Annotated in this window: 24 protein-coding genes; 6 read left to right on the plus strand and 18 right to left on the minus strand. The window is 70.5% G+C overall.

Annotated elements, in window-relative coordinates; genetic code table 11:
- Window positions 1–4: 4 nt before the first annotated feature.
- The gene (locus tag ACZ7L9_RS13095; RefSeq protein WP_471414953.1) at window positions 5–1,087 is read left to right on the plus strand and encodes a polysaccharide deacetylase family protein; all 1,083 of its coding nucleotides are present in this window, start codon (window positions 5–7) and stop codon (window positions 1,085–1,087) included.
- Window positions 1,088–1,200: 113 nt separating this feature from the next.
- Here the strand turns inward: ACZ7L9_RS13095 and ACZ7L9_RS13100 are convergent, their stop codons facing one another.
- From ACZ7L9_RS13100 to ACZ7L9_RS13110, 3 genes are all read right to left on the minus strand, one after another.
- Window positions 1,201–2,238 carry an ABC transporter substrate-binding protein gene (locus tag ACZ7L9_RS13100; protein ID WP_471414955.1) on the minus strand — a complete coding sequence of 346 codons (1,038 nt, stop codon included), beginning with the start codon at window positions 2,236–2,238 and terminating at the stop codon, window positions 1,201–1,203.
- Window positions 2,239–2,300: 62 nt separating this feature from the next.
- Window positions 2,301–3,164: an ABC transporter permease gene (locus ACZ7L9_RS13105; RefSeq protein ID WP_471414957.1), complete on the minus strand. Its 864-nt coding sequence runs from the start codon at window positions 3,162–3,164 to the stop codon at window positions 2,301–2,303.
- Window positions 3,154–3,969, minus strand: coding sequence for an ABC transporter ATP-binding protein (locus ACZ7L9_RS13110; protein WP_471414958.1), 816 nt, complete (start codon window positions 3,967–3,969; stop codon window positions 3,154–3,156). The genes ACZ7L9_RS13105 and ACZ7L9_RS13110 overlap by 11 nt, the downstream gene beginning before the upstream one ends.
- A 219-nt stretch (window positions 3,970–4,188) precedes the next feature.
- Between ACZ7L9_RS13110 and ACZ7L9_RS13115 the strand changes: the two genes are divergently transcribed.
- The 3 genes from ACZ7L9_RS13115 (at window position 4,189) to ACZ7L9_RS13125 (ending at window position 6,995) form a co-directional block, all read left to right on the plus strand.
- Window positions 4,189–5,787, plus strand: coding sequence for an ATP-binding protein (locus tag ACZ7L9_RS13115; protein ID WP_471414959.1), 1,599 nt, complete (start codon window positions 4,189–4,191; stop codon window positions 5,785–5,787).
- The gene (locus tag ACZ7L9_RS13120; protein WP_471414961.1) at window positions 5,784–6,482 is read left to right on the plus strand and encodes a response regulator; all 699 of its coding nucleotides are present in this window, start codon (window positions 5,784–5,786) and stop codon (window positions 6,480–6,482) included. Before ACZ7L9_RS13115 ends, ACZ7L9_RS13120 begins: the two co-directional genes overlap by 4 nt.
- Window positions 6,483–6,632: 150 nt before the next feature.
- Window positions 6,633–6,995, plus strand: a complete 363-nt coding sequence (locus ACZ7L9_RS13125; protein ID WP_471414962.1) for a DUF779 domain-containing protein — start codon at window positions 6,633–6,635, stop codon at window positions 6,993–6,995.
- A gap of 52 nt (window positions 6,996–7,047) precedes the next feature.
- On the opposite strand, the gene ACZ7L9_RS13130 is transcribed toward ACZ7L9_RS13125, so the two are convergent.
- The 14 genes from ACZ7L9_RS13130 to ACZ7L9_RS13195 form a co-directional block, all read right to left on the minus strand.
- Entirely contained in the window at window positions 7,048–7,803 is a 756-nt protein-coding gene (locus ACZ7L9_RS13130) for a hypothetical protein (RefSeq protein ID WP_471414964.1), read from the minus strand.
- 312 nt (window positions 7,804–8,115) lie between these two features.
- A complete protein-coding gene (locus ACZ7L9_RS13135; RefSeq protein WP_471414966.1) occupies window positions 8,116–8,310 on the minus strand; it encodes a hypothetical protein in 195 nt (64 codons plus the stop codon).
- A 137-nt stretch (window positions 8,311–8,447) separates the two neighbouring features.
- On the minus strand, window positions 8,448–9,365 hold the full coding sequence (locus tag ACZ7L9_RS13140) for a phosphatidylinositol-specific phospholipase C/glycerophosphodiester phosphodiesterase family protein (RefSeq protein ID WP_471414967.1): 918 nt from the start codon (window positions 9,363–9,365) through the stop codon (window positions 8,448–8,450).
- A 248-nt stretch (window positions 9,366–9,613) separates the two neighbouring features.
- Entirely contained in the window at window positions 9,614–10,303 is a 690-nt protein-coding gene (locus ACZ7L9_RS13145) for an ABC transporter ATP-binding protein (protein WP_471414969.1), read from the minus strand.
- Complete coding sequence (locus ACZ7L9_RS13150) at window positions 10,296–11,213, minus strand: ABC transporter ATP-binding protein (protein WP_471415198.1); 918 nt, start codon at window positions 11,211–11,213, stop codon at window positions 10,296–10,298. Before ACZ7L9_RS13150 ends, ACZ7L9_RS13145 begins: the two co-directional genes overlap by 8 nt.
- A 92-nt stretch (window positions 11,214–11,305) precedes the next feature.
- Window positions 11,306–12,163 carry an ABC transporter permease gene (locus ACZ7L9_RS13155; protein ID WP_471414970.1) on the minus strand — a complete coding sequence of 286 codons (858 nt, stop codon included), beginning with the start codon at window positions 12,161–12,163 and terminating at the stop codon, window positions 11,306–11,308.
- A complete protein-coding gene (locus tag ACZ7L9_RS13160; RefSeq protein ID WP_471415199.1) occupies window positions 12,156–13,121 on the minus strand; it encodes an ABC transporter permease in 966 nt (321 codons plus the stop codon). The genes ACZ7L9_RS13155 and ACZ7L9_RS13160 overlap by 8 nt, the downstream gene beginning before the upstream one ends.
- Window positions 13,122–13,144: 23 nt before the next feature.
- Window positions 13,145–14,749 carry an ABC transporter substrate-binding protein gene (locus tag ACZ7L9_RS13165; protein ID WP_471414972.1) on the minus strand — a complete coding sequence of 535 codons (1,605 nt, stop codon included), beginning with the start codon at window positions 14,747–14,749 and terminating at the stop codon, window positions 13,145–13,147.
- Between the two features lie 164 nt (window positions 14,750–14,913).
- Window positions 14,914–16,044 (minus strand): acyl-CoA dehydrogenase family protein, encoded by a 1,131-nt coding sequence (locus tag ACZ7L9_RS13170; protein WP_471414974.1) that lies wholly within the window; start codon window positions 16,042–16,044, stop codon window positions 14,914–14,916.
- The gene (locus tag ACZ7L9_RS13175; protein ID WP_471414975.1) at window positions 16,041–17,228 is read right to left on the minus strand and encodes an acyl-CoA dehydrogenase family protein; all 1,188 of its coding nucleotides are present in this window, start codon (window positions 17,226–17,228) and stop codon (window positions 16,041–16,043) included. Before ACZ7L9_RS13175 ends, ACZ7L9_RS13170 begins: the two co-directional genes overlap by 4 nt.
- Entirely contained in the window at window positions 17,225–18,193 is a 969-nt protein-coding gene (locus ACZ7L9_RS13180; RefSeq protein ID WP_471414977.1) for an NADPH:quinone oxidoreductase family protein, read from the minus strand. The genes ACZ7L9_RS13175 and ACZ7L9_RS13180 overlap by 4 nt, the downstream gene beginning before the upstream one ends.
- A 212-nt stretch (window positions 18,194–18,405) precedes the next feature.
- Window positions 18,406–21,087, minus strand: a complete 2,682-nt coding sequence (locus ACZ7L9_RS13185) for a beta-N-acetylglucosaminidase domain-containing protein (RefSeq protein ID WP_471414979.1) — start codon at window positions 21,085–21,087, stop codon at window positions 18,406–18,408.
- A 141-nt stretch (window positions 21,088–21,228) separates the two neighbouring features.
- Window positions 21,229–21,960, minus strand: a complete 732-nt coding sequence (locus ACZ7L9_RS13190; RefSeq protein ID WP_471414980.1) for a PIG-L deacetylase family protein — start codon at window positions 21,958–21,960, stop codon at window positions 21,229–21,231.
- A 393-nt stretch (window positions 21,961–22,353) separates the two neighbouring features.
- Window positions 22,354–22,632 carry a metal-sensitive transcriptional regulator gene (locus tag ACZ7L9_RS13195; protein ID WP_093896672.1) on the minus strand — a complete coding sequence of 93 codons (279 nt, stop codon included), beginning with the start codon at window positions 22,630–22,632 and terminating at the stop codon, window positions 22,354–22,356.
- A gap of 100 nt (window positions 22,633–22,732) precedes the next feature.
- Between ACZ7L9_RS13195 and ACZ7L9_RS13200 the strand changes: the two genes are divergently transcribed.
- Window positions 22,733–23,305, plus strand: coding sequence for a rhodanese-like domain-containing protein (locus ACZ7L9_RS13200; protein ID WP_471414983.1), 573 nt, complete (start codon window positions 22,733–22,735; stop codon window positions 23,303–23,305).
- A gap of 68 nt (window positions 23,306–23,373) precedes the next feature.
- Here ACZ7L9_RS13200 and ACZ7L9_RS13205 read toward each other — a convergent pair whose 3' ends face one another.
- Window positions 23,374–24,669: an alpha/beta fold hydrolase gene (locus tag ACZ7L9_RS13205; RefSeq protein WP_471414984.1), complete on the minus strand. Its 1,296-nt coding sequence runs from the start codon at window positions 24,667–24,669 to the stop codon at window positions 23,374–23,376.
- A gap of 106 nt (window positions 24,670–24,775) precedes the next feature.
- Here ACZ7L9_RS13205 and ACZ7L9_RS13210 point away from each other — a divergent pair, with 106 nt between their 5' ends.
- On the plus strand, window positions 24,776–25,939 hold the full coding sequence (locus ACZ7L9_RS13210; protein WP_471414986.1) for an ABC transporter ATP-binding protein: 1,164 nt from the start codon (window positions 24,776–24,778) through the stop codon (window positions 25,937–25,939).
- The last annotated feature ends 79 nt before the right edge of the window (window positions 25,940–26,018 follow it).

Genomic DNA, 26,018 nt, shown 5'->3' on the forward strand with positions numbered 1-26,018 from the left:
GAAGGTGACGGAAGAGGAGAAGTGGGACGGGAAGGTCAGGATTCTGGGGGACGGTTCCACGTCCTACACGGGCCCGCAGCCCGGCCGGTCGAAGGCCGAGCGCCTCAAGCCCGGGGAGAAACCGCCCCAGTTCGTGGTGTTCTCGTGGGACGGCGCGCTCGAGGGGGACGACCGCACGTTCTCGCGCTTCCGCCGTGCGGCGAAGGAGAGCAATGCGCACATGACGTTCTTCCTCACCGGTATCTACCTCCTTCCGGAGGAGAAGAGGAACCTCTACGAACCGCCCCGGCACAAGCCCGGAGCGGCCGCGATCTCCTACCCGACGCGCGAACACATCCGCATGACGCTGGAACAGCTCGGCGGCGCCTGGCGGGAGGGCAACGAGATCGGATCCCACTTCAACGGCCACTTCTGCGACAAGAAGGGTGGCGGGGACTGGAGTACGGACGAGTGGATCAGCGAGATAAACCAGTTCTACTCCTTCGTGCAGAACTGGAAGACGAACACAGGCTTCAAGGACCTCGATCCGCTGCCCTTCGACCCCACCCGCGAGGTGGTCGGCGGGCGTGCCCCGTGCCTCGAAGGCCAGAAGACCCTTCTGCCGGCGACGAAGCCCTTCGGCTGGCGGTACGACGCGAGTTCCCCGGGGGACTTCCAGATCTGGCCGTCCAAGAAGAACGGCATCTGGGACCTCCCGCTGCAGATGCTGCCGTTCCCCGGCAAGGATTTCCAGGTGCTCTCGATGGACTTCAACTTCCTCTACAACCAGTCGGAGGGCAGCACCGAGGGCGACCCGGCGCAGTACCGGAAGTGGCGCAAGGAGGCACGGGATTCCTACGTCGCCGGTTTCGAACGGGTGTTCAACGGCAGCCGGGCTCCGCTGTTCATCGGAAACCACTTCGAGGACTGGAACGGCGGGATCTACATGGATGCCGCCGAGGAAACCATGCGAAAAGTCTGCCCGCGCAAGGAGGTGCGCTGTGTTTCCTTCAGTGAACTGACCGACTGGCTGGATGCGCAGGACCCCGAGGTCCTCGCCCAGTGGCGGACGCTCGACCCCGCCCAGCCGCCGAACTGGCGGCAGTAGGCGGATGAAAGCGGACCGCGGAGCCCTGGCCTCGAACAACTCGCAGGACGTGACGAGTCGTTCAGGGCCGGGGCTCCGCGGTCCGGTGCGCGCGGCGTCCTCGGCGCCCGCGGTCAGTTCGCCTTCTTGACGAACTCCGTGGTGTACGTCTTGGCGAGGTCCACCTTCGCGTTCTTCAGGTTCGGGTTGAAGGCCTTCAGCACGCGCTCGACGGTGGCGGGCCCGTCCTCGGGCATGACGCCGTCCGTGGTGAACATGGGCAGGGTGCTCTTGATGGCCTGTGCGTACAGCGCCTTGCCCCCGCCCTGGGCGTAGTCGGCGGGCATCTTCGCGGCGATCTCGTCGGCACTGTGCGTGGACATCCACTTCAGCGTCTTGACGAAGGCATTGGCCAGCTTCTGGACGGTCTCCTTGTGACTGTTGACCCACTCGGTCTGCATGTAGAGGCTGGAGGACGGGTAGAGCCCGCCGAGCGCCTGCCTGGAGCCCTCGGGGGTCCGCATGTCGATGAGGATCTTTCCGAGCTTCTTGTCCAGGATGGTGGCGACGGTCGGGTCGGTGGTCATACCGCCCTGGATGGACCCCTGCTGAAGGGCGGAGATGAACGTCTGCCCCGCTCCGACGGCCACGGGCGAGAATTCGCTGGTCTTCACGTCGTTACTCACGGCGAGGTACTTCGTCAGGAAGTCGGTCGAGGAACCGATGCCGGTCACGCCGAGCTTCTTGCCCTTGAAGTCCTTGGCCGACTTGATGTCGCCCGCTGCCTGGTTGGAGACGATCTCGACCTCGCCGGGAGCCTGCGAGAACTGGACGACCGACTCGACGTGCTTGCCCTTCACCTGCAGGTCGAGGGTGTGGTCGTAGAAGCCGACTGTGCCCTGGACGTCGCCGGATACCAGGGCCGTCTCGGCCTGGACGCCCGCGGGCTCGGTGAGGAGCTGGACCGACACCCCCTCCTCCTTGAAGTAGCCGAGCCGCTCGGTGAGCATCGCGGGCAGGTAGATGACCTTGTCCAGGCCCCCGACCATGATCTTGACCTTGTCGTTCTTGCCACCGGAGGCCGAGGTGGAGTCGCCGCCACAGGCGGTCAGGGTGGTCAGGGCGAGCGCCCCTGCTACGGCGACGGCCGAGATCCGGGTGGATGTGCGCATCTGATTCACGTCCTTGTGAAGAAACGGTTCGGGTGTGCGAATGTGCGGGTGCGCGGCGGGCGTCACCGGGCGGAGTCGGCGTCGGCCGGCTTCCAGCGGAAGAGCCGCTTTTCGAGGAAGGTCAGCAGTCCTTCGGCCAGCAGCGCGACGATCGCGAGGATGACCATCGCGGCGTAGACACCGGCGGCGTTGAACGTGCCCTGAGAGGCGGCGACCAGCAGTCCGAGCCCCTTGGTGGCGCCGATGTACTCGCCGACGATGGCGCCGATGAGCGCGAAGCCGAAACTCACGTGCAGGCTGGTGAAGATCCACGACGTGGCCGAGGGGATGACCACCTGAAGAGTGACCTGCCGGTTACTGGCGCCCAGGATGCGGGAGTTGGCGACGAGGTTGCGGTCGACCTCCCTGGCTCCCTGGAAGGCGTTGAAGAAGACGGGGAAGAACACGAGGACGACCGCGGAGGCGACCTTCGAGGCCGGTCCGAGGCCGAACCAGATGAGGAAGATCGGGGCGAGCACGATACGCGGAAGGGCGTTGAGCACCTTGATGTACGGGCCGAGGACATCGGCGGCGAACCGGACGCGGCCCAGTGCGATTCCGAGCAGCACACCGGCGATCACGCCGATGACCCAGCCGAGCAGCGCCTCGTACAGCGTGTACCAGATCTGCTCCCACAGGGAACCCTGGGCGGTACCGTCGACGACCCAGGTGCGGATCTGGTCCCAGATCTTCGACGGCATGGAGAAGTTGAACGGGTCGATGACCGCGGTCCGGGCCAGCCACTCCCACAGTCCGATGACCGCGAGGAGCACCGCCACCCGGCTCCCGAGCACCAGGTACTTGCGGTTCCGGGCGGCCCGCGCCCTGGCTTGGGTCCGTTCGGTCTTGGTGACGGGGGCGCTCGCGGTGACGGTTTCAGGCGACATTGAGCGCACCCCTCTCACGGGTGATGCGGACCTCTTCGCCGAGCGAGGACCAGATCTCCCGGTAGATCTCGACGAACCGGGGCTCCAGACGCACCTGCTCGACCTTGCGGGGGCGGGGCAGGTCGATCTCGAAGACCTCCTTGACCGTGGCCGGTCCCGCGGTCATGACCACGACCTTGTCGGCCAACGCGATGGACTCCTCCAGGTCGTGGGTGACGAAGACGACGGAGGAGCCGGTGCCGGCCCACAGTTCCAGCAGTTCGTCCGACATCAGGGCCCTGGTCTGCACATCGAGCGCGGAGAAGGGTTCGTCCATGAGCAGGATCTCGGGGTCGTTGACGAAGGTGGCCGCGAGGGCGACCCGCTTTCGCTGGCCGCCGGACAGTTGGTGGGGATAGCGGTCCTCGAAGGAGGACAGGCCGACCCGGGCGAGCCATTCCCTGGCCCGCTCCTTCGCCTCGGGCTTCGGCACGCCACGGAAGCGGGGCCCCGCCATCACGTTGGAGAGCACGGTCCGCCAGGGGAAGACCGCGTCCTGCTGGAAGACGAAGCCGACCTTGTCGCCGATGCCGCGCACCGGCTCGCCGCCCACCAGCACCTCCCCCTCGGTGGGCTCTTCCAGACCGCTGACCAGGGTCAGAGTGGTTGACTTGCCGCATCCGGTGGGGCCGACCACGGCGACGAATTCGCCGCGCCCGATGGTGAGGTCCAGATCCCGTACGGCGGTGTGGAGCGTCCCCGACGGAGTCCGGAACGCTTTGCTCGCCCCCCGCAGCTCGATGGCGGGGCTCGTATCGCTGTTCATGGAGCGGGACGCTAAGTGCGGCGCGCGGACCTGGGCACCCTTGCGCTCACAACTCCTGCTTCTGCCCATAACCCGTGGTTCTGCTCGTTTTGCTCGCGCTGCGACAACGAATGCGACACGAGGACTGGTCATCGGCGTCGGAGACGTTTACGTTGCGTTCACACAAGGACGAAACGGAGCATCAGGTTCCTGGCCGGCGAAAGGCAGAGGTCGAAGCACATGCGGATTCACTGGCCCCGCCGTGTCTTCGCCCAGGTCCTGCTCACCCAGGTGGTGATCACCACCGGCGTGATCATGCTCGTCACCGGGCTCTTCCTCGCGCCCCTGAGTCACCAGCTCGACAATCAGGCGATGCGTCAGGCCCTGTCCATCGCCCAGACCGCCGCCGCCGAACCCGGTCTGGTGCGCAACCTGACGAGCACCGACCCCACCCCCACGGGGCCGGTGCAGGCCGAGGCCGAGCGGATACGGCAGGCCACCGGAGCGCTGTACATCGTGATCATGGACACCCGCGGGGTGCGCTGGTCGCACACCGAGACCGAGCAGATCGGCAAGCACGTCTCGACCGACCCCAGCACGGCGCTGTCCGGCCGGGAGATCATGCAGATCGACAACGGAACCCTGGGCCGCTCGGCACGCGCGAAGGTCCCGCTGCGGGACAGCCGGCACACCATCGTGGGCGCGGTCTCGGTGGGCATCGCCTACGACAGCGTCCACACGCGGCTGCTCGAAGCCATCCCCGGTCTGCTGCTCTACTCCGGGGCGGCGCTCGCCGCCGGTGTGCTGGCCGCGCTGGCCGTCTCCCGGCGGCTGCAGCGCAGCACCCACGGCCTCGCCTTCGCCGACATCTCCGCGTTGCTGGACGAGCGCGAGGCCATGCTGCACAGCATTCGCGAGGCGGTTCTCGCCCTCGACGCCCGGGGCCGGATCCGATTGCTCAACGACGAGGCCCAGCGGTTGCTGGAGCTGGACCAGGAGGCCGTCGGACGCACGCTGGGCGAGGTGCTGCCGCCCGGCCGTACGTCGGAGGTGCTGGCGGGGCGGGTCGAGGGGGCCAACCTGATCACCGTCTGCAACGGACGCGTGCTGATCGCCAACCGCATGCCCACCGGTGACGGCGGAGCCGTCGTCACCCTGCGCGACCGCACCGAGCTGGAGCTCCTCGGCCGTGAACTGGACTCCACGCACGGCCTGCTCGACGCGCTGCGCGCCCAGGACCACGAGCACGCCAACCGGCTGCACACCCTGCTCGGGCTGCTCGAACTCGGGAGGCACGAAGCCGCGGTGGAGTTCGTCGCGGAGGTGACCGACGGTCACCGGGCGTCGGCGGAACAGGTCGCCGAGCGCGTCAATGACCCGCTGCTGTCGGCACTGTTGGTGGGCAAGTCGGCCATCGCGGCGGAGCGGGGCGCGTCCCTGCGCGTCTCGCCGGGCACCCGGCTACCGGACGTGGTGGTGGACCCGCGCGATCTGGTGACGGTCCTCGGCAACCTCATCGACAATGCGCTGGACGTCGCCTCGCTCATCGAGGTCGAGCTGCTCGCCGAGGGAACGACCGCGGTCCTGCGGGTCAGCGACAACGGCCCCGGGATACCTCCCGCCATGCGCGAGCACATCTTCACCGAGGGCTGGTCCACCAAGGAATCCCCCGCGCACCGCGGCCGCGGGCTGGGGCTGGCACTGGTGCGCCGGCTGGCCGAGCGCTACGGTGGCGCGGCTCGCGTCACGGCCAGGGCCGGCGGTGGCGCGGTCTTCACCGTCGTTCTGCCCGAGGCACTCGGCGTCCGGCCGCCGACCGAAGTGGGAGAGTTGCGATGATCGATGTCCTGGTGGTGGACGACGATTTCCGTGTCGCCGAGATCAACGCCGAGTATGTGGCCAGGGTTCCCGGCTTCCGCGTCGTCTCGCGTGCGCACACCGCCGCACAGGCGCTGGCCTTCCTGGAGCGCGAACGTGTCGATCTGGTCCTTCTCGACCACTATCTTCCCGACGAGACGGGGCTGACCCTGGTACGACGGCTGCGCCAGCTCGGTCACCCGGCCGATGTGATCATGGTGACCGCGGCCCGTGATGTGTCGACCGTCCGGACCGCGATGCGGTACGGCGCCCTGCAGTACCTGGTCAAGCCGTTCAGCTTCACCGGTCTGCGGTCGAAGCTGGAGAGTTACGCGGCCCTGCGCCGCACCCTCGAAGGCGTGGGCGGCGGTCGGGGCGAGGCGGGGCAGGAACAGGTCGACCAGATCTTCGCCGCGCTTCGCACCGCGGAGTCCGGCCCTGCGGCGGCCCTGCCCAAGGGCCACTCGGCGCCCACGGCCGACGTGATCCGCCACGTCCTGTCGGCGGCCGAGGAGCCGCTCTCCGCGCATGAGGTCGCCGCCCGGGCCGGACTGAGCCGCTCCACCGCCCAGCGATACCTCAAGTATCTGGAGGGCGCGGGCCGCATCAGCCTCAGTCTCAAGTACGGCGACACCGGTCGGCCCGAACACCGTTACGCGTGGGCGAAGGCGAATTGAGCGGCGTACGGTGCCGTACAGGCCCGGCCGCGGCGCCGGGACACCATCTCACGCACCAGTGCGAAGGGACCGATCCATGAACCGACTCGGTACGAAGACCCGGGCGCCGGTCCGCCGCGCTGCGGGGAACTCCGCTTCCGGACCGCGGCGATGAGCCCGTCGGGGAGTGTGGCCGTGGAGCTCACCGCCGCAGCCGCCGATCTGGTGCGCCGGCTGCGCGCGGCCCACGGTCCGCTGATGTTCCACCAGTCGGGCGGCTGTTGTGACGGCAGTGCGCCCATGTGTTACCAGGCCGGTGAATTCCGTACCGGCGGCTCGGACGTGCTGCTGGCGTCACTCGATGTCGACGGGGTGGCGGAGAGCGTCCCGTTCTGGATGTCGAGGAGCCAGTACGAGGTGTGGGCGCACACCCGGCTGATCGTCGACGTGGTGGAGGGGCGGGGCAGCGGTTTCTCTCTGGAGGCGCCGGAGGGGGTGCGTTTCCTCATCCGGTCCCGGCTCGTCGGCTCGTGAAGAGGCGCCGCACGGCGGCGGTTCGGTGCCGGTCCTGTACGGCAGACCGAGGTCAGGCGGGACCGGACCGTGGGCCCGGGCGTCGCGTGCGGTCGCGCCGGTCGAGCATCGCGCGCCGGATCTCGGCGGCCGCGGTCCGTGCGTGGTCCGACGTGGCGACCCGGTCCGCGACCGAGGAAAGGAAACGATGCTCGGGCCGTCGGCAGTGCGGACACGCGGTGTCGGTGGCGACGAGACAACCGTCCTCGCACTGGGGGTTGGAGCAGGAACCCGGCCGCAGCAGCTGCTCGGCGATGTCCTCAGCGCTCCAACGACGCCCGTATTCCTCGTTCTTCTCATGAAGTGCGTGGGCCCAGCGGAGATTCCAGCGGCGCTCCACCCGGTCCAGGAGCTGGTAGGCGCTGCGCCCGGACAGCTCCTGATGGACCAGTTCGACAAGAGCGGGCGGAAGACGGCGGCCGAGCTCCCGCAGCAGCGGCTGGGGAAGCGCCTGGAGAACGTATCCGACCGGGTCGCTCCCCGCCCTCTCCCACTTCTTCCGGCACGGACAACCGCCCTCGGACGGCAGCGGTTTACGGCAACGCCCGCACAGGCCGCGGCAGTCGAGACAGAGACCGCCGTCCAGCCCGTCCAGATGCGGCGCCGGGGCCCGGCCGCATTCGCGGCAGCAGGCGGCACACGGACCGCAGAGCTTTTCGTTGCCCGCCCTGGTCGTCCAGGGGCGTTGCTGACAGCGGCAACAGCGTCCGGGGGCACAGTACTCGTGGTGAGCGGCGCCGGAATCTCGTCCGAGGGGTGGGAAAGACATGGCGGCGTTCTCCAGGTCCTTGGGGAGGCGCGGGACCCGGTGCGAGGTCCGGTCGGGGCCCCGTCACCCGTTCAGTCCGTGTCGCCCAGGACCGTTTCATCCCCACGGGCCGGCCGTCCCCGGATGACGGCTTCGTGCCACCGACTGTTCGGAACGATCACCTTCTGCTCGTGATACCGGCCCGTATCCACCCTGTTCCGGATCACCGACGACCGTTTGCGACCGATGCCCGGGACCGCCCTGAGGCGGCAATGCACACGGTGTCCGGTGACCGCGCCCTTGGGGTCCCGGTCACCGAACGGGCCGCCGTGGTCAGGGCTTGAGGCTGCTGACGACGTCGGCCGTGGCCGTCAGGCCGTTCTGAATGGTCGGCGCCATGCTCGTACCCGCGAGGAAGAACCCGAGCATGGCGCAGACCAGCGCATGCGAGAGCTTCAGCCCCCCGTTGCGGAAGAAGATCACCGCAAGGATCAGCAGAAACAGCACCAGTGAGATCGAAATGGCCATGGCCAACCTCCTCCGCCGCGCCGGAATGCGGCATTCGGCCGCCAGTGTGGCGTAGCGGAGAGGCCATCCGGCGGACTGGCGTGTCCGCCATCCGGGTGTTGACTGGCTGTCACACCCGGACGGCGCGCCGTGTCCGGTCAGCCGCCGAGCGCATCGGCCTCGGCCCCGGCGTCCCTGTCATGGGTGCGGAGAAAGAGTTCGAGCCCCGCCAGGTCGTCGGTGTTGAGATGGTCGACCCCGGCGGCCAGCAGCTCGGTCCATACGGCGTCCCGCTCCGGTCCGGCGACGTCGGGAGTGGCCCAGAAGCGGACGCGTTGGCCACTTCGGTGGGCCGTGGTGACGAGCGAGCGCAGTTTGTCCCGCTCGGCCACGGGGAAGGGACCCGCGCCCAGCCAGCCGAAGTTGTCGCTCCAGCTGCTGCTGATGAGCGGAATGAACGAAGCGGTGGCCGCCGTCCCGAGGTCGTCGGGCCGGCCGTCGTAGAAGGCGTAGCGGGTGCGCTGTGCCTCCATCGGGACGCGGGCGGCGCGGTCGCCGGAGATGACGGGTGTGATCGCCCCGGGCCGGACCCGGCCGTGGTGGTACGCCGTCAGCATCTTCCGGTACCGCCTCAGCTGCCGGTCGAGTTCGAGGTAGGCGGCCGCCCCGTCGGTCTTGATGTCGATCAGCAGCTGGACGGGTTCGCGGTAGCCGGGGTGGACCGTGCCGTGGTTGGCTCGAATCCTGGCCAGCAGCGGGTCGAGGTAGAGCGAGGCGAGGGTCCGGCCGGGGTCGAGATCCGTGGCCTCGTGGGCGACCAGCAGTTCGCCGTCCACGAGGAAGATGTCCGCCTCGACGCTGGTGAAGCCGTGGTCGAGCGCATCGTGGAGGGGGCGCGTGTGCAGGTAGTCGTTGTGCGCGTGGGCCCGGCGCAGCGGTCGCGGGCGATGCCGGCCCGCGGCCGGGGGCTCGGCGGAGGCCTCGGACGCGGCGGCTGTCTTCGGGGACAGCACCGCGCCTGCGGCGACGGTGGCGAGCGCGGTGGTGACGACGCTTCGGCGGGTCGGATACGCCATGGATTCTCCCGGGGCGAGGGGCGGATCGGACGGTCGGACGCGACCGAGTATGCGACCGGTGTCCCTGCAAACGGCAGGCGCCGCACAAGAGTTGACCGGCTCGTCGTGCGCTCGTCGACTGTCGTTCCCCTGGCCGGGACCGTCCGGGGGTGGTGGGGGCCGCCGCCGTGTCTCCCTTCGACCGGAGCCTGCCGAATGCGGACCGCCCCGGGATCTTCCTTGTCGTATGCGTGAAGAGCACGCCCTCATCAAGCCGGGTTCATGGCCTCCTTCGGTGCGCCGTGCCCGGTGATTTCCTGCCAGCCGACCGTGCGGTCGCACCAGCGTTCCAGCAGCACCCGGTCATGGCCGACGGCCAGCAGACCGGCCCCGGACTCGCGTCGGTAGGACTCGACGACCGCGACCAGCGCGGCGGTCGTCGACGCGTCGAGCATCGCCGTCATCTCGTCGCAGATCAGCCAGCGCGGCCGCAGGACCAGTGCTCTGGCGAGGCAGGCGCGCTGCAACTGGCCGTCGCTCACCTCGTGCGGACGCCGGTTCAGCAGTTCGGCGGTGAGGCCGACGGCCGGTGCCAGTTCGGCCACCCGGTCCGTCACCGCCGAGCGCCGGCCGGTGGCGCGCAGGGGCTGGGCGATGAGTTCGCGGAGGCTGAGCCGGGGGTCGGCCGAGAGCCGGGGCTGTTGGAAGACGACGCCGACAGCGGTGCGCTGCGCTCTCGGGGCGCGGTGCCGCCAGCCTCGTACCGGTCGGCCGTCCTGCGTGACCGTGCCGGTGTCCGGGCGGTGCAGCAGCGCGGCGACCCTGGCCAGGGTCGATTTACCGCAACCGCTCGGGCCCAGCAGTCCGACGGATTCGCCGGGTTCAACCGTCAACGAGGCATCGCGGACCACGGGGTCGCGGGGGTGGTATCCGGCGGTGATACGGGTGAGTTCAAGCATGGGCGGACTCCTCCGCGGCGGTCCGCACGCCGTGGTGGCAGGCGAGACGGCCGTCGAACGGGGGTGGGACGGAGCACTGGTCGTCGGCGCGGCTGCAGCGGGCCGCGAACGCGCAGCCGTCGGGGAGCGCGCCGAGTTCCGGTGGCATCCCGGGGATGGGGGTGAAGGCTCGCTCCGGGAGCGCGTCGAGGAGACCGCGGGCGTACGGGTGGCCCGGTCCCGGCCCCCCGAAGAACCGGTCGGCGTCGGCGAGTTCGACGATGCGGCCCGCGTACATCACGGCGACCCGGTCGGCGATCCGCTCGGCCGCCGCCAGGTCGTGGGTGATGATCAGCAGCGCCCTGTCACCGTCGGTGTGGTGGCGCAGTTCGTCGACGGTCCGCTCGACCAGGTCGCGGTCGAGTCCGGTGGTCGGTTCGTCGGCCAGGAGCAGGGGTGCGTCGCCGATCAGGGCCAGTGCGGTCGCGGCGCGTTGGGCGAGCCCGCCGGAGAGTTCGTGCGGGTACCGGTCCAGGTGGCCGGCCGGGAACGCGGCTCGCGCGGCGGCCTGTTCAGCGGCGGCGCGCAGCGCGGGCCTTCGGATGCCGGTCAGTTCGCGGAGCGTCTCCTCCAGCTGGGCTCGCACCGTGCGGACCGGGGTGAGGTGGGCCGCCGGGCTCTGCGGTACGAGTCCGATGCGGCGGCCCCGTACCGTGCGGGCGAGGGTCCGTTCGTCGGCGGTGAGGAGATCGGTGCCGTCGTGGAGCAGCGCCGAGCCGGCGGTCCGCGCGTTGCCGGGGAGCAGGCCCAGCAGCGCGGAGGCGAGCACGGACTTGCCGCAGCCGCTCTCGCCGACCAGGGCGAGGCACTCCCCCGCCGCGAGGTCGAAGTGGGCGTCGCTGACGGCCGCGATGTGCCGCCCGCCGCGCATGCTGAAGCGGACGGAGAGCCCGCGGACGGACAGGACCGGGGGCCGCGGTTCCTTCGTCTGCGAGTCCGGGTTCTGGGGGGCCGGGACGATGTTCACAGCATCAGCTCCGATCGGCGGCGCGGGTTGATCCGTTCCCGCCAGGCACCGGCGAGGCCCGCCAGGGCGAGGGTCGGGATGATCAGGAAGAGGCCGGGGAAGAGCGTCGGCCACCAGTCCCCGGCGAGCAGCGAACCGCGCGCCGTCTGCACGAGGTTGCCGAGGCTCGCCTGGTGGGTGGGGAGTCCGAGCCCCAGGAAGGAGAGCGCGGACTCGTGCCACATGGCGTGCGGCACCATGAGCACCGCGGCGAGGCCCGCCTGTGGAAGTACCGCGGGCAGCAGATGCCGGACGATGACCCGGCCGCGTGAGGCCCCGCCGGAGATCGCCGCGTCGATGAACGGGCGGGAGCGCAGCGACAGCACTTCGGAGCGGACGATCCGGGCCGTCGAGAGCCAGTGGGTGAGGGCGACGGACACGATCACCGGGCCGACGCCCGGCCGGAACATGGCGACGATGAAGATGCCGAGCAGCAGATGCGGTACGGACGAGAAAATGTCCACGAGCCGCATGACGATCCGGTCGGTCCAGCCCCCGAACGCGGCGGCCAGCGCACCCACGGCGGTCCCGATGACGGTGGCGGTGAGCCCGGCGACGATGCCGACGAGCAGCGAGACGCGGAGCCCGTAGACGCAACGCAGCAGCAGGTCGCGGCCGACGTCGTCGGTGCCGAACGGGTGCTCCCAGGAAGGTGGTCGGAGTCTGGCCGCGAGGTCGACGGCCTGCTGGTCGAGCTGGACCAGCGGTGGTACGAGCAGGACCGCGAGCAGCACCACGGCGACGATTCCGGCGGAGCCGGCCACCCGGATGCGGCGGTTGGTGCGGCGGGCGGATCCGAGGACGAGTTCAGCCATCGAAGCCCACTCTCGGGTCGGCGATCGCGTAGAGCAGATCGGAGAGGAGGTTGCCGAGGACGACCGCCACGGTGGCGAGCACGGTGAGCGCCGCGAGCAGCGGGAAGTCGACGGAGGTGGCGGCCTGGACGGTGGCGGCGGCGATGCCGGGCCAGCTGAAGACCGTCTCGACGAGCAGGGCGCCGGTGATGAGTTCGGGGACGCGGGAGCCGATGAGGGTGAGCATCGGCAGCATGCCGGAGCGCAGGGCGTGGCCGAGCAGCACGGTGCGTTCGCGCAGTCCTCGGGCACGGGCGCCGCGCACCGGGTCCTCGTCCAGTGCGTCGGCGACGCCCTGGCGTACGTACAGGAAGAACCAGGGCAGTTGGGAGATCCCGAGCACGGCCGCCGGCAGCACCAGATGGGTGGCCACCTGCCCGAAGGTGACGATATCGCTGGCCGCGTCGGTGAGGCCGCCGGCCGGGAGCACATCGAGTTTCAGGGCGAAGAACCAGATGGCGAGCAGTCCGAGCCAGAAGGCCGGGGCGGCTTCGAGCGTGTACGCGGCGGAGCTGACGCACCGGTCGAGAAGACCGCCGGGCCGACGCGCGGCCAGTACGCCGAGGCCCGTGCCCAGGACTACGGCGACCAGGAAGGCGGTCGCGGCGAGCAGCACGGACCAGCCCAGGCGCTCGCCGATGACATCGGCTACGGGCTGGCGCAGCACGCTGGAGGCGCCGAGGTCACCGCTGAGCGCGGAGGTCAGCCAGTCCCACCAGCGGGACACGAGGGGCTGGTCGACGCCGAGGCCGGCCCGCAGCTGATCGAGGTTCTCCTGCGAGGCGGTGAGACCGGCGGTGCCCGCGTACGCCTTGACGGGGTCGAAGGGGGAGGCGGCGGCGACGGCGAAGACCCCGAACGTCACGGCGGCCAGGACGGGGACGGCGAGCAGCACCCGTCGTCCCGCCATCCTGCCCATCTCTCCCCAGGGGAGGCGGTGGTTCACTGCTTCGGCGTCCAGTCCTCGACGTTCCACCACGGGCCGGATGCCAGACCGTGGTCGTGCGGTTCCACCTGGGTGGTGAGGGCGCCGAAACGGTCCTTCACGACGTAGAGATGGTCGATGTGGGTGAGGAAGGTATAGCCGGGGTTCTTCGCCAGTTCGCGCTGGACGGTGTCGTAGGCGGCCTTGCGTGCGGCCGTGTCGCCGCTCCGGCGGCCCGCTTCGAGGGCCTGGTCGACGGCCTTGTTGTCGTACCACGCCATGTTGTTGAAGCCGTCGCCCGCGAGCGAGGACTTCAGCAGGGTGTACTGGTCGAAGTCGGGGTCGGCCGGCGATCCGCCGCCCGCGAGCACGGCGTCCTGCTTCATCCGGGGCTCGATGACCTCCCAGGTTCCGGCCTCGGTGGTGATGTCGATGCCGGCCTTCTTGGCGTCGGACGCGTAGGCGAGTGCGTGGTCCTGGCGGAGCTTGTCGCCGGTGAGGTACCAGAGCGGGAACGCGGCGCGTACGCCGTCCTTGGTACGGATGCCGTCCTTGCCGGGTTTCCACCCGGCGTCGTCGAGGATCTTCTTCGCGGCGGCCAGATCGTGGGGGCGTTCGGTGCCCTTGGCGAACCACTCGCTGTGGGTGGGGACGGGGCCGTAGGCGGGCCTGCCCTCGCCGTTGAGGATGGAGTCGACCATGGCCTCGCGGTCGACGGCGGCATCGAGGGCGCGCCGGATCGCGGGGTCGCCCGTGACCTTGTTGTGGGTGGGCAGGGTCACCGTGCGGTAGTCGTACGTCGTCGCTGCGTACGTCCGCATACCGCTGCCGCGGGCGAAGCCCTTGGCCAGGTTGGGCGGCAGGATCGCGCCGTCGAGCTCACCGGAGCGCAGCCGGGTGGCGCGAACGTCGTCGTCCTTGATGATCGCCATGGTGAACTTCTTCACCTTCGGTGCGCCGCCCCAGTAGTCGGGGTTGGCCCTGAAGCTCAGCTTCTCGCCCTTGGACCACTTGGTGAGGACGTACGGTCCGGTGCCGATGGGGTGGGTCGTGAAGGCGCCGGTGTTGACATCCTGCCTGCCCGCGACGTGTTCGGGGGCGATGGGCAGGACGGTGCGCTGGGCGAAGGGCGCGTAGGGGTACTTGAGTGTGAAGACCACGGTGTCGTCGCCCGTCGCCGCGACGCTCTTCACCGCGTCGAGTTCGGTCCGGGACGCGTTGTTGGTCTTCCCGTCCAGGATGGTGCGGTAGGTGAAGACGACGTCCTTGGCGCCGAACGGCTTCCCGTCGCTGAACTTCACGCCTCGGCGGAGCTTGTACGTGTACGTCAGCCCGTCGTCGCTCACCGCGGGCAGGGCGGTGGCGAGAGCGGGCCGCAGCTTCATGTGCGCGTCGAGGGCGAGCAGCCCGTCGAAGATCTTGGAGTTGCCGTCCTTGCCGTAGCCCAGCAGCGGGCTGAGGCTGTCGGGCTCGTAGGCGATTGCGACCACCGCCGACTCCCCCGCCCCCGAACCGGAGTTGCCGTCGTCCGAGCCACCCGGTCGTGAGCAGGCCGCCGCGGTCAACGACAGCACGGTCGCCAGTGTCGCGGCGACCCCTCCCCGTATCGTTCGGCCCGTCATACTCTGCACACCCCTTATTGAAGATCGACTGTTGTTGCGAATCCCTCGCAATTAAACAACAGGTAAAGGGATGCTCGGTACCCCACCGGACGCCGGAGCGACGGAGCGGAGGTGCGCCGACACGCACCTCCGCTCCCAACTACCGCCGCACCGCGGGGCGTTCCTTACGGAGCGGGCAGATCGACCAGCTCGGCGATGGCCTCGCGATGGTGTCCGGCCGTGCCGTACGCGATCGAGTCGGCCTTGGCGCGCTTGAGGTACAGGTGCGCCGGGTGCTCCCAGGTCATGCCGATGCCGCCGTGCAGCTGAATGCACTCCTCCGCCGCGTGCACCGCGACCTTCGAGCAGTACGCCTGCGCGACGGCCACCGCCAACGGCGTGTCGGGGCTGCCGGTCGCGAGGGCGTCCGCGGCGTTCCGCGCGGCGGCGCGGGCCGACCCGACCTCCAGCCAGAGCTGCGCCATACGGTGCTTGAGGGCCTGGAACGAGCCGACGGGCCGGTTGAACTGGTGCCGTTCGCGGGTGTGGCGGACCGTCTCGGTCAGGCACCACTCGGCGAGTCCGAGCTGCTCGGAGGCGAGCAGTCCGGCGCCCGCCAGCAGGCCCCGGCGCACGGCGGAGACCGCGGACGCACCGTTGGCCAGGCGGGTTCCGGGGGCCTTGGCGAGGGTGACGGTGGCGAGCGGGCGGGTCAGGTCGAGCGGGACGAGGGGCTCGACGGTGACGCCTTCGGCGCCGGTCTCCACCTCGTACAGACCGTCGGTCGTCGGCACCAGCAGCACATCGGCCGCGGGCGCGTCGGCGACGCCGGTCACGGTCCCCTCCAGCGCGTCGGCCACGACACCGGCCGGCTGTACGGCGCCGGGCGACGGGGCGGAGAACGGTACGGCAAGGACCGCGACCTTGCGCCCGATGGCGAGGTCGCGGAGCAGTTCGGTGACCGGTCCGTCCAGTGCCCCCAGCGCGAGCAGGATCTCGGTGGCGACGACCGCGCTCGTCAGATACGGCACGGGGGCGACGCCGCGCCCCAGCTCCTCCAGCACCACCGCGGCCTCGCGATGGCCGGCGCCCTGCCCGCCCAGTTCCTCCCGCACCAGCAGTCCGGCGGCGCCGATGTCGGCGGCGAGGGCCTGCCAGAGCCGCTGGTCGTAGGGCGTGTCGGACTCGATGCGGGCAAGGACCGCCGGCGCGTCGCACCGGTCGGCGAGCAGCGAACGCACCGCTGCGCGCAGATCGTCCTCGGCCTCCGAGTACAGCAGATCGGGCGCCTGGGTCTCTTCGGTCGGTGCGGTCATCGGGCCAGGTCCTTCCAGGGGACGTCCTTGTCGTTGCGCGGCTCTGCGGGCAGACCGAGGACGCGCTCGGCAACGATGTTGAGCAGTACCTCGCTGGTGCCGCCCTCGATGGAGTTGCCCTTGGAGCGGAGATAGCGGTAACCGGCGTCGCGTCCGGTGAAGTCGACGAGTTCCGGGCGGCGCATGGTCCAGTCGCTGTACAACAGACCTTCTTCGCCCAGGAGTTCGACCTCCAGTCCGCTGATCTCCTGGTTGAGCCGGGCGAAGGCCAGCTTCATGCCTGAACCCTCGGGGCCGGGCTGTCCGGCGACGAGCTGCTGGCGCAGCCGGGTGCCGGTGAGCCGGGCGACCTCGGCCTCGACCCAGAGGCTCAGCAGGCGCTGGTGGAGGTCGTGGGTGCGCAGTTCGGGGCGTGCGCGCCAGGTGCCGGCGACCGGGCCGATCATGCCGCCCTCTCGCGGGATACGCGCCCCGCCGATGGAGACCCGCTCGTTCATCAGAGTGGTCCGGGCGACCTTCCAACCCTCGCCGACCGGGCCGAGGCGCCTGCTGTCCGGGATGCGTACGCCGGTCAGGAAGACCTCGTTGAACTCGGCCTCGCCGGTGATCTGGCGCAGCGGCCTCACCTCGACGCCGGGGTCCGTCATGTCGCAGATGAAGTAGCTGATACCGCGGTGCTTGGGCTGGTCCGGGTCGGTGCGGGCGATGAGGATTCCCCAGCGCGCCAGATGGGCGCTGGACGTCCAGACCTTCTGTCCGTCGACCACCCAGTCCTCGCCGTCACGGACGGCGCGGGTGCCGAGCGCGGCGAGGTCGGATCCGGCGCCCGGTTCGCTGAACAGCTGGCACCAGACCTCCTCGCCGACCCACAACGGCCGCAGAAAGCGCTGCTTCTGCTCGTCGGTGCCATAGCCGAGGATGGTGGGGGCGGCCATACCGAGGCCGATACCGATCCGGCGAGGGTCGTTGTCGGGCGCACCCGCGGCGGCGAGTTCGGCGTCGACGACGGACTGCAGGGAGCGCGGCGCGTCGAGGCCGCCGAGGCCGGCCGGGTAGTGGACCCAGGCGAGTCCGGCGTCGAAGCGGGCCTTGAGGAAGGCGGTGCGGTCGGTGGTGGCCGGGGGGTGTGCGGCGAGCAGCTCCTGGGTGCGGCGGCGGAGTTCGGCCGCGTCGGGGGTCGTCATCGGGCGGCTCCTGACGGGAGGACGACGATCCGGCCGGTGCTGGTGCCGTCCGCGACCCGCTGGACGGCGGCTGCGGCCCCGTCCATCCCGACACGCTCGCTGATCAGCGGCTTGATGACCCCCGCGGCCGCGAGACGGGTGAGTTCGTCGTGGCAGGCGCGGACGGCGGCCGGATCCTGCGAGTTGTACAGACCCCAGTGGAGTCCGACGATCGAGTAGTTCTTGACGAGGGCGTGGTTCAGCGCCGGGGCGGGGATGACTCCGCTCGCGAAGCCGACGACGATCACCCGGCCCTCGAAGGCGACGCACTTCACGGACTTGGCGTACGCGTCGCCGCCGACCGGGTCGTACACCACATCGGCTCCGCGCCCGCCGGTGACCTCCTTCACGGCGGCGACGATGTCCTCGCTCCGGCGGTCGATGACCAGGTCGCAGCCGAGCTCGCCGGCGATCTTCGCCTTCTCGGTACCTCCTACGACGCCGATGACGGTCGCTCCGGCGGCCTTGCCGAGCTGCACGGCCGCGCTGCCGACCCCACCGGCCGCCGCATGGACCAGGAGCGTTTCGCCCGCCTGGACATGTGCCCTGCGGTGCAGGCCGAACCAGCCCGTCTGGTAGCCGATGTGGAGGGCGGCGGCCTCGGCGTCGTCCAGGGCTTCCGGGGCGGGCAGCAGGGAGGCCTCGTCCGCGACGACGTACTCGGCGAATCCGCCGTTCGGCAGGGCAGGCGTGGCGAGCACCCGTCGGCCGTCCGGCGTCCGGCCGCAGATCTCCACCCCGGGCGTGAACGGCAGTGGCGGCCGCACCTGGTACTGGCCCCGGCAGAGCAGCGCATCGGGGAAGTTGACGTCCGCCGCGAGCACCTCGATGAGCACCTGCCCGTCGACAGGCGTGGGCCGGTCGGTCTCTTCGAGCCGCATCACCTCGTTCGGCTCGCCGTTCCGGTGCACTCGCCATGCCTGCATGAGGGGCCTCCACAACGCTGTCGGCATTACCACTGCTCCGGCGCATACTAAGCGGTTGCTTGCCTCTCTGGAAACAACCTGCCGTTGCCGGTTTCGGCCCGAGGCGGGCATGGCTGCGCCCGGTCCGGGCCGAAGCGCTTCGGCCCGGACCGGGCGTGTTCGGCCGGGGCCGGCGGCCGGTGCGACCCCGGCCGTGATCCGACGGCCGGGCGTCAGTCCTGGCCGGCCACCACCACTTCGGCGATCTGCGGCGCCGCCGACCCCGCGCGCCAGACCAGGCGTACCGCGTCGGCGGTGCGGCCCGCGGCAGGCACCTCGGCGTACGGGCCGGCGAGCGCGCCGACCGTCTGCCACGTTCCGTCGGTGCCGCGCAGCTGGATGTCGGCGCGCCCGGCGGATCCGGCCGGCTGCAGGACGGTGACGGACCGCACGGGACGCGCGGCGACGAGCCCCATCTCCAGCGCCTCCCCGGCCTCCGGAGCGCGGGCGGCCCGGTAGACGGTGCCCGGGTCCCCGTCGGACGCCGCCCGCAGCGAGGATCCGGTCGCGGCCGGCGGACCTCCGGTGACCGCACCGTCCTCGACCGGGACGCTGAACTCCCGTACGACGAGCCAGTTGTCCTGGCCGGCGGTCGCCCGCGCCCGCACATAGCGGGCCTTCGTTCCGGCGGGCGCGGTCGCGGTGACGTCCGGCTTCCCGGCGAAGGCAGTGAGCTGCTGCCAGTTCTGCCCGTCGGCCGAGTATTCGAGCACGCCCTGGTGCAGGTAGTCGTCGGTGCTGCCGGGCTTGGCCATGGCGAGGGTGATGTCGCCGATGTCCCGCACCCGGCCCAGGTCCACGGTGACCTGGTCGCCCGCCGCGGGCGCGCGGTCGCTCCAGAAGTAGGTGGAGTCGTCGCCGTCCAGCATCCGGGCGACCGTGTTGCTCTGGTACGTGCCCAGGCTCGTAGTTGCCGAGGGCCGACCGCTCACGCCGAGAATCCGGTCGTGTTCGGCGCTCGCCGCGTCGATGAACCGGTCCAGCACGCCGTCACCGACGAGGACCGGCACCTTGCGGCCGTCCAGCCCGGTGTAGGTGAACGACTTCGCCGCGGCGACCTGTGCGGGCAGCTGCTGCCGCAGCTCCCAGGCCTGCGCGCCCTTTCCGGCGCGGGCCGCCTCGACCATGCGCAGAGCGGTACGGGCGGCGGTGGCCCAGGACTCGGTGGCGTCCAGCCAGGGGCCGGAGTCGGCGATGAAGCCACGGTCCGGGAGGCTGCCGCGCAACCGGCCGGGTGCGGAGCCGAGCGCGCCGAGCACCGAAGTGAGCCGCGCGGTGTCGCCGGACTCCCAGTAGCGGGCGAACTCGGCCGCCAGCTCGGGGGCCTGGCCCTCGTTGAGGGCGGAGCTGTAGTTGACGTCGGCGAAGGCCCGCAGCGCCTTCTCGGTACGGGGGTCGCCGCCCGCGTACTCCTTCAGCCCCTCGCCCCACGAGGTGCGCGGGTCGTACGCGGCGTCGTTCCAGGCGTAGTCGGAAACGGTATGGAGCGCGATCTTCGAGGCGTACGGCTGGATCATCGGGTTGGCGGTGATCCCGGCCAGCTTGCCGGGCAGGCCCTTCTCCCGTCCGTTGAACGGGCCGAGCAGCAGCCGGTTGGTCGCGTAGTCGTTGACCGGGTAGTTGTCCCACGTCAGGATCGGGTGGTTGAAGACCGTGCGGGCCGCCTCGGCCTGCGCGACGGTCATGGTCGGTGCGACGACGCCGACGCCGGTCCATTCGACCAGGACACCGGGGTCGAGCTGCTCGGCCAGCGCCTTCTTGTACGGCGACGCGGAGACGTTGTAGTACTCGGTGGGGACCATCTGGAGCGGCTGGGCACCCGGGTGGGTGGCGATGAACTCCTTGTTGACCCGGTTGAGCAGATAGGCCTGCGCCGCGCCCGCCGCACCGCCGCCGGTCCCCCACTTGGCCTTGTCCTCGGCGCAGTTCCAGTTGGTGTAGCTGATGTCGTCGAGCGGAATGGCGAAGGTCCGTACGCCGATGTCCCAGATCGTCTGGAACTTGTCGACCAGGGCCTTGGCGTCGGCGTCCGAGCTGTAGCAGACGGAGAGGCCGGGCGAGAGCGCGTACGTGAACTCCACGTGCCGTTCGACTGCCCGGTCGGTGAGCTCCTTGATCTGGGCCAGCTGGTCGGCGGGGTAGGCGTCGCGCCACTTCGCCCGGAGATACGCATCGTCCTTGGGCGAGTACACGTAGATGTTCATCTTGTGCTCGCCGTAGTAGTCGAGCTGGTCGAGCCGGGCCTCGTGCGACCACGGGGTTCCGTAGAAGCCCTCGATGACTCCGCGCAGTGCGGTGCCGGGCCAGTCACGCACGGCGAGCCCGGCGACCTCGGCACCCGGATGCTTCACCTGCGGCAGAACCTGACGCAGGGTCTGCGCGGCGTAGTACGTGCCGGTGGTGTCCTTACCGGCGAGGACGATGCGGTCGGCCCCGATGCCGAGCACATAGCCGTCGGCGGGCAGCCCGGACGGGCCGTCGAGGTGCTGGGCGGCGAGCGCGGCGGAGTCACCGACATGGACGGTGAGCCCGCTCCTGCCCGGTCTGTCGCTGCGTACCACGCTCTGTGCACCGGCCCGGCGGAGCGCGGTCTCCACCGCCTTGAGGGACGGCTCGTCAGCGGTCGCGCCCGCCACCACGGTGACGGTGGGGCTGATGGTGATCCGGTCGGGTCGGTTCCGCACGGACTGCGGGGTCGGCGAGATGGCGGGGGTCCGCTGCCCCGCCGCGGACTTCGCCGGTGCGGCGGTCCCGGCACGGTCGGCTGCCTGCGCGGGCGGCACCGCGGTCAGCAGACCGCCGGCCAGCAGGGTCGCCGCCGTGCCGAGCGCGGTGAAACGGGACGGGCGAGGCATCACAGGTCCTCCATTGATCACTCAAGTCACCGGAGTCACACAACACAACAACACTGAATTCAACATTGTGTCGCTTGCATGTCAATGGTCTGGACAACATCAACACCAGGGCCTGGAGCTCTACCCTGCCCGGGCCCGCGATCAGCGGGCGAAGAGCTCGAAAGTGACGGCGGGGCGGCCACCGAATCGCTCGGCCGCGGACTGCGCGTGTCCGGTCAGGAAGGTGCGGCAGTATGCCTCGGGGTTCTCGTCCGTCAGCCCTTCGATGTACGTACGGTGCGCCAGCAGTGATTCCACGGACCGCTCCAGTCCGGGCGTCGCATCGACGGCGTGGGTGGGGGTGGCCGACCCCGCTACCGCGACCCATCGCACCCCGTTCCACGGCGGGAGCCCCGCCCCGGTCAGCTCCGGGAAGATCCAGCGATTGCCCGCGTCGGCCGCGGCATCCAGGGTGGCACGGCCGACCGCCCGGTGGTCCGCGGAGTTCCAGGCGACGCCGCCCCAGGTGTCACGGTGGTTGAGCGTGATGACCAGTTCGGGGCGGTGCCTGCGGATGGCCGCGGCGATGTCGCGGCGCAGCGGGATTCCGTACTCGATCACTCCGTCGCGGTGATCCAGGAACTCCACGGTGGTGACGCCGACGACCGCCGCGCTCGCCCGCTGTTCCCTCTCGCGCAGTGGTGCGCATTCCGCCGGGGCGAGCGAGTCGATACCGGCCTCGCCGCGGGTGGCGAGGAGATAGGAGACCTCGCGCCCGCCATCGGTCCAGTCCGCGATCGCCGCCGCGCAGCCGTACTCCAGGTCGTCGGGGTGCGCGACCACGGCGAGGGCACGCCGCCAGTCCGTGGGCATGGGCGTCAGCTGCTCCGTCATCCCGGCAGGTTACGGCCTGACCCACGATTGGCAGTGGGAGAAGGAGCGGTGTCTGGGGCCTTCGAATCCAAGGCGGAGGAGGGAGCGATGGCGGGTGGGGACTCCCCTGCTCGAGCGAAGCCGAGAGCTCGGGGAACATCGCGACTGACGACAACGCGGGAGGCGAGGGTCCCAGACACTGGGACGCCGCTGCCAATCGTGGGTCAGGCCGTTAGCCGCCGGCGATCCGCGTTCGCTCGCCTTCCGCGCTCCTCCTGCGGCGGCGGCGCGTACGCCTCATGACTCGCCCCGCGCCCGAGCGCTCCACAGCCGTCCCGTGCACCCGCCTCACCACGCGCACCGCGCCGGACGGGGCGGTGATGGCCCCGTGCACGGGCGTCCCCTGTTCCTCGGTCAGGCCAGCGAGAGAAAGAGCTTCTCCAGCCGTGCCCGCATCTGGTCCCGGTCCGCGGGCTCACTGCCGCCGTCGGCCATGCAGTGCTGCAGGCCCGTCGCGATGATCGCGAAACCGGCCCGGTCGAGCGCCCGCGAAACCGCCGCCATCTGCGTGATGACGTCCTCGCAGTCCCGGCCCTCCTCGATCATCCTGATGATCCCGGCGAGCTGGCCCTGTGCGCGGCGAAGGCGGTTGAGAACCGACTTCAGTTCGTCGGCCGCCATGTCGAGTTCCACAACATTCTCCTTAGAATACCCCAAGGGGTATTCTAACCGAATGGGGCAGGAGAGACCGAGTTCCTCCTCGGCCCCGGTGAACGAAAGGAATCAACTGCTCGTGACCAGCCCCGTCTCCCTCTCCCCCGCCCAGGCCGCGGCGCGTCTCGCGGAGTTCACCGTCATCGATGTGCGGGCCCCCGGCGAGTACGTCTCCGGGCACGTGCCCGGTGCCCTGAACATCCCGCTGGACCGCCTCCCCGAGGCCGTGCCCGCCCTGAAGTCCGCCGCTGCCCGCCGCTCGCTGCTCGTGGTGTGCGCCTCCGGCGTCCGCTCCACCCGAGCCTGCGACATTCTCGCTGCGGCCGACATCGACGCCGTGACACTGTCCGGCGGCACCTCGGCCTGGGAGGGCGAGGGCCGCGATCTCGACCGTCCGGCCGGGGCCCGGCCGACCTGGTCGATGGAGCGTCAGGTCCGGCTCGCCGCGGGTTCTCTGGTGGTGGCCGGCCTGCTGGCCGGGGTGCGCTTCCCGGCCGCCCGGTGGATCTCCGCGGGCATCGGCTCCGGGCTCGTCTTCTCCGCCGTGACCGACACATGCGGGATGGCGGCGGCCCTGTCGAAGCTTCCGTACAACCGCGCCCCGCGCTCGGCCGCGAACCTGGACGCGACGCTGGACGCCCTCCAGAGCTGACACACCGGGCGACGGGAGGAGCCGGTCACGCGCCTGCGTGTCCGGTTCCTCCCGTTCACGGGAACGGATCAGATCTCGTCCCGGACCAGGGCGAGCAACCGGTCCAGTACGCGCGGTCCGCCCGCGCGCAGCCCGTCGTGCTCGTGCTCGTTGGTCACCCAGGTACGCAGCCCGCGGATCGCCGCCGCCGTGCGCAGCGCGTGCCCGGTGTCGACGTACATGTCGTCGTGGTAGACGGCTGCGGCGACCGGCACCTCGTTGGCGGCCAGCCGCTCGGTGTCGTAGAGCCGCGCCCAGTCGGTACGGGAGGCCAGCAGTTCGGCGGTCTCGCGCAGCGGGCGCAGCGCCGGGTCGACCTCGAAGTGCCAGGGGTGGATGCTCTCCCCGGTGAAGAGCACCGGGCCGTCGCCCTTGAGCGCCGCGACCGCGTCGAACTGGGGGAATTCGGCACGGACCCGCTCAGCGGCCCAGCCGGTGGGCCGCTCCCCCTGGCCGTAGATCGCCTCGTGCATCAGCGCGTACAGCGGATGCCCGGCGAACGAACTCGCCGTGCGCATCGCCTCCTGGAACGCATCCGAGAGCTCGGTGCCCAGCGGCGTGCGGACGAAGGCGTTCTCCAACAGGTAGTGCAGCTGGTGACTGCCGTTGCCGCCGCCCAGCATGATTCCGAGGGACTGGAAGCCCTCGGGCGTCAGCCGGTGGCCCGCGCTTTCCGGCCGGTTCTTCGCGAGGTGAGCGGTGATCTCCCGGGCATGCCCGACGTCCTGCGGGTAGCGCGCGTAGTGGGCGGCGACCTTGCGCTCGATCCGCGGGTAGGCGGCCCGGTAGACGTCGTCGGCGTGTGCGTCGAGCGAGGGCAGCCCGCCGGTGATCAGGACGGTCCTGAGCCCTTCGGGGGCGGCCGACAGGTAGCGGACGGCGCAGAAGCCGCCGAAGGACTGACCGAGGACCGTCCATGGTTGGCCGCCGGTCAGCTTCGGGCGGATGAGCTCGCAGTCGCGCACGATGTTGTCGGCCCGGAAGTGGGCGAGGTAGTCGGCCTGCTCGCGCGGACCGCCACGCAACGGCAGGGTCTGCCGGTTGGCCGGGGTGGACAGTCCGGTGCCGCGCTGGTCGAGGAGCAGCACACGGAACTCCTTCACCGCCCGTCCCAGCCATGCCTCCGTGCCGACGAAGCGCCTGGCGCCGAAGCCGGGACCACCCTCCAGATAGACCAGCCAGGGCAGCTCCTCGCCGTCCTTGCCGCTCGCCACGGCCTCCCTGCCGAAGACCTCGATCTGCTCACCGCACGGATCGGTGTGGTCGAGCGGGACCGTGAAATAGCGGTCGGTGAAGACGATGCCGGGGTGCCGGTAACTGCTCACAAGGTGCTCCTGAATCAGATGTTCCACGGACAGTTCAGCACATGGCCGTGACACGGACAGTCGTGGCCCGTGTGCGGCAGGCCCGGGGGCCTCCTACCGTGCAGGCATGATCCGGTTCGAGCAGGTCAGCAAGGTCTATCCGGACGGTACGAGCGCGGTGGAGGACCTTTCCTTCGAGGTCGCCGACGGGGAACTCGTCACCCTGGTCGGACCGTCCGGCTGTGGCAAGACCACCACGATGATGATGGTGAACCGGCTGATCGAGCCGTCGTCGGGCCGGATCCTGGTCAACGGCGAGGACATCTCCGGCGTCGATCCGGTGAAACTGCGCCGCCGGATCGGCTATGTCATCCAGCAGGTCGGTCTCTTCCCGCACCGCACGGTCCTCGACAACACCGCGACGGTCCCCTCGCTGGTCGGCTGGAAGCGGGCGAGGGCTCGCGAGCGGGCGGCCGAGCTGCTGGATCTGGTGGGCCTCGACCCGAAGACGTACGGCTCCCGCTACCCCGCCCAGCTCTCCGGCGGGCAGCGTCAACGCGTGGGCGTGGCGAGAGCGTTGGCCGCCGACCCGCCGGTGCTGCTGATGGACGAGCCGTTCGGCGCGGTCGACCCGGTGGTGCGTGAGCGGCTGCAGGACGAATTCCTGAGTCTTCAGGCGACGGTCAGGAAGACGGTCCTGATGGTCACCCATGACATCGAGGAAGCGGTCCGGATGGGTGACCGGATCGCGGTCTACGGGGCGGGGAGCATCGAGCAGTTCGACAGCCCGGCGGCGGTGCTCGGGTCTCCCGCGACCTCGTATGTGGCACAGTTCGTGGGCGCCGACCGGGGTCTGAAACGCCTTTCGGTCACCTCGATCGAGCCGGCCGATCTGGAGGAGCCGCCGGTCGCCCGGCCGGACGAGCCGGTGAGGTCGGCGGCAGCACGGCTGAGCAGTGCCGGTGCCCGCTGGGCGGTGGTGCTGAACGGCGAGGGCGACCTGCACGGCTGGGTGTCGGCGGACGCGCTGCGGATCGCCGGGGAACACGGTACGGTCGGCGAGCTGGCCCGCCGGATGAACGCCTGGGTGCCGGTCGGTGCACCGCTGAAGCAGGCGTTCAGCGAGATGCTCCAGCACGACGCCGGGTGGGTCGCGGTGCTGGACGGGTCACGGTTCCTCGGCGTGCTGACTCCGGCCAAGCTCCACGAGGCGCTGCGCCGCTCGGTGGACGCCGATGCGCAGGGAGTGGGCCGGGACGAGGTGCAGTTCGACTCGGTGGCGGACGCGTAGGTCGCGCGCTGTGCGTCGCACGCCACGCGCCGGTCAGGACTCGCCCCACCGCCCGCGCCGGCAGCTGCTGCCGTCCTGC

Source organism: Streptomyces sp. NPDC111516, from assembly GCF_055635345.1.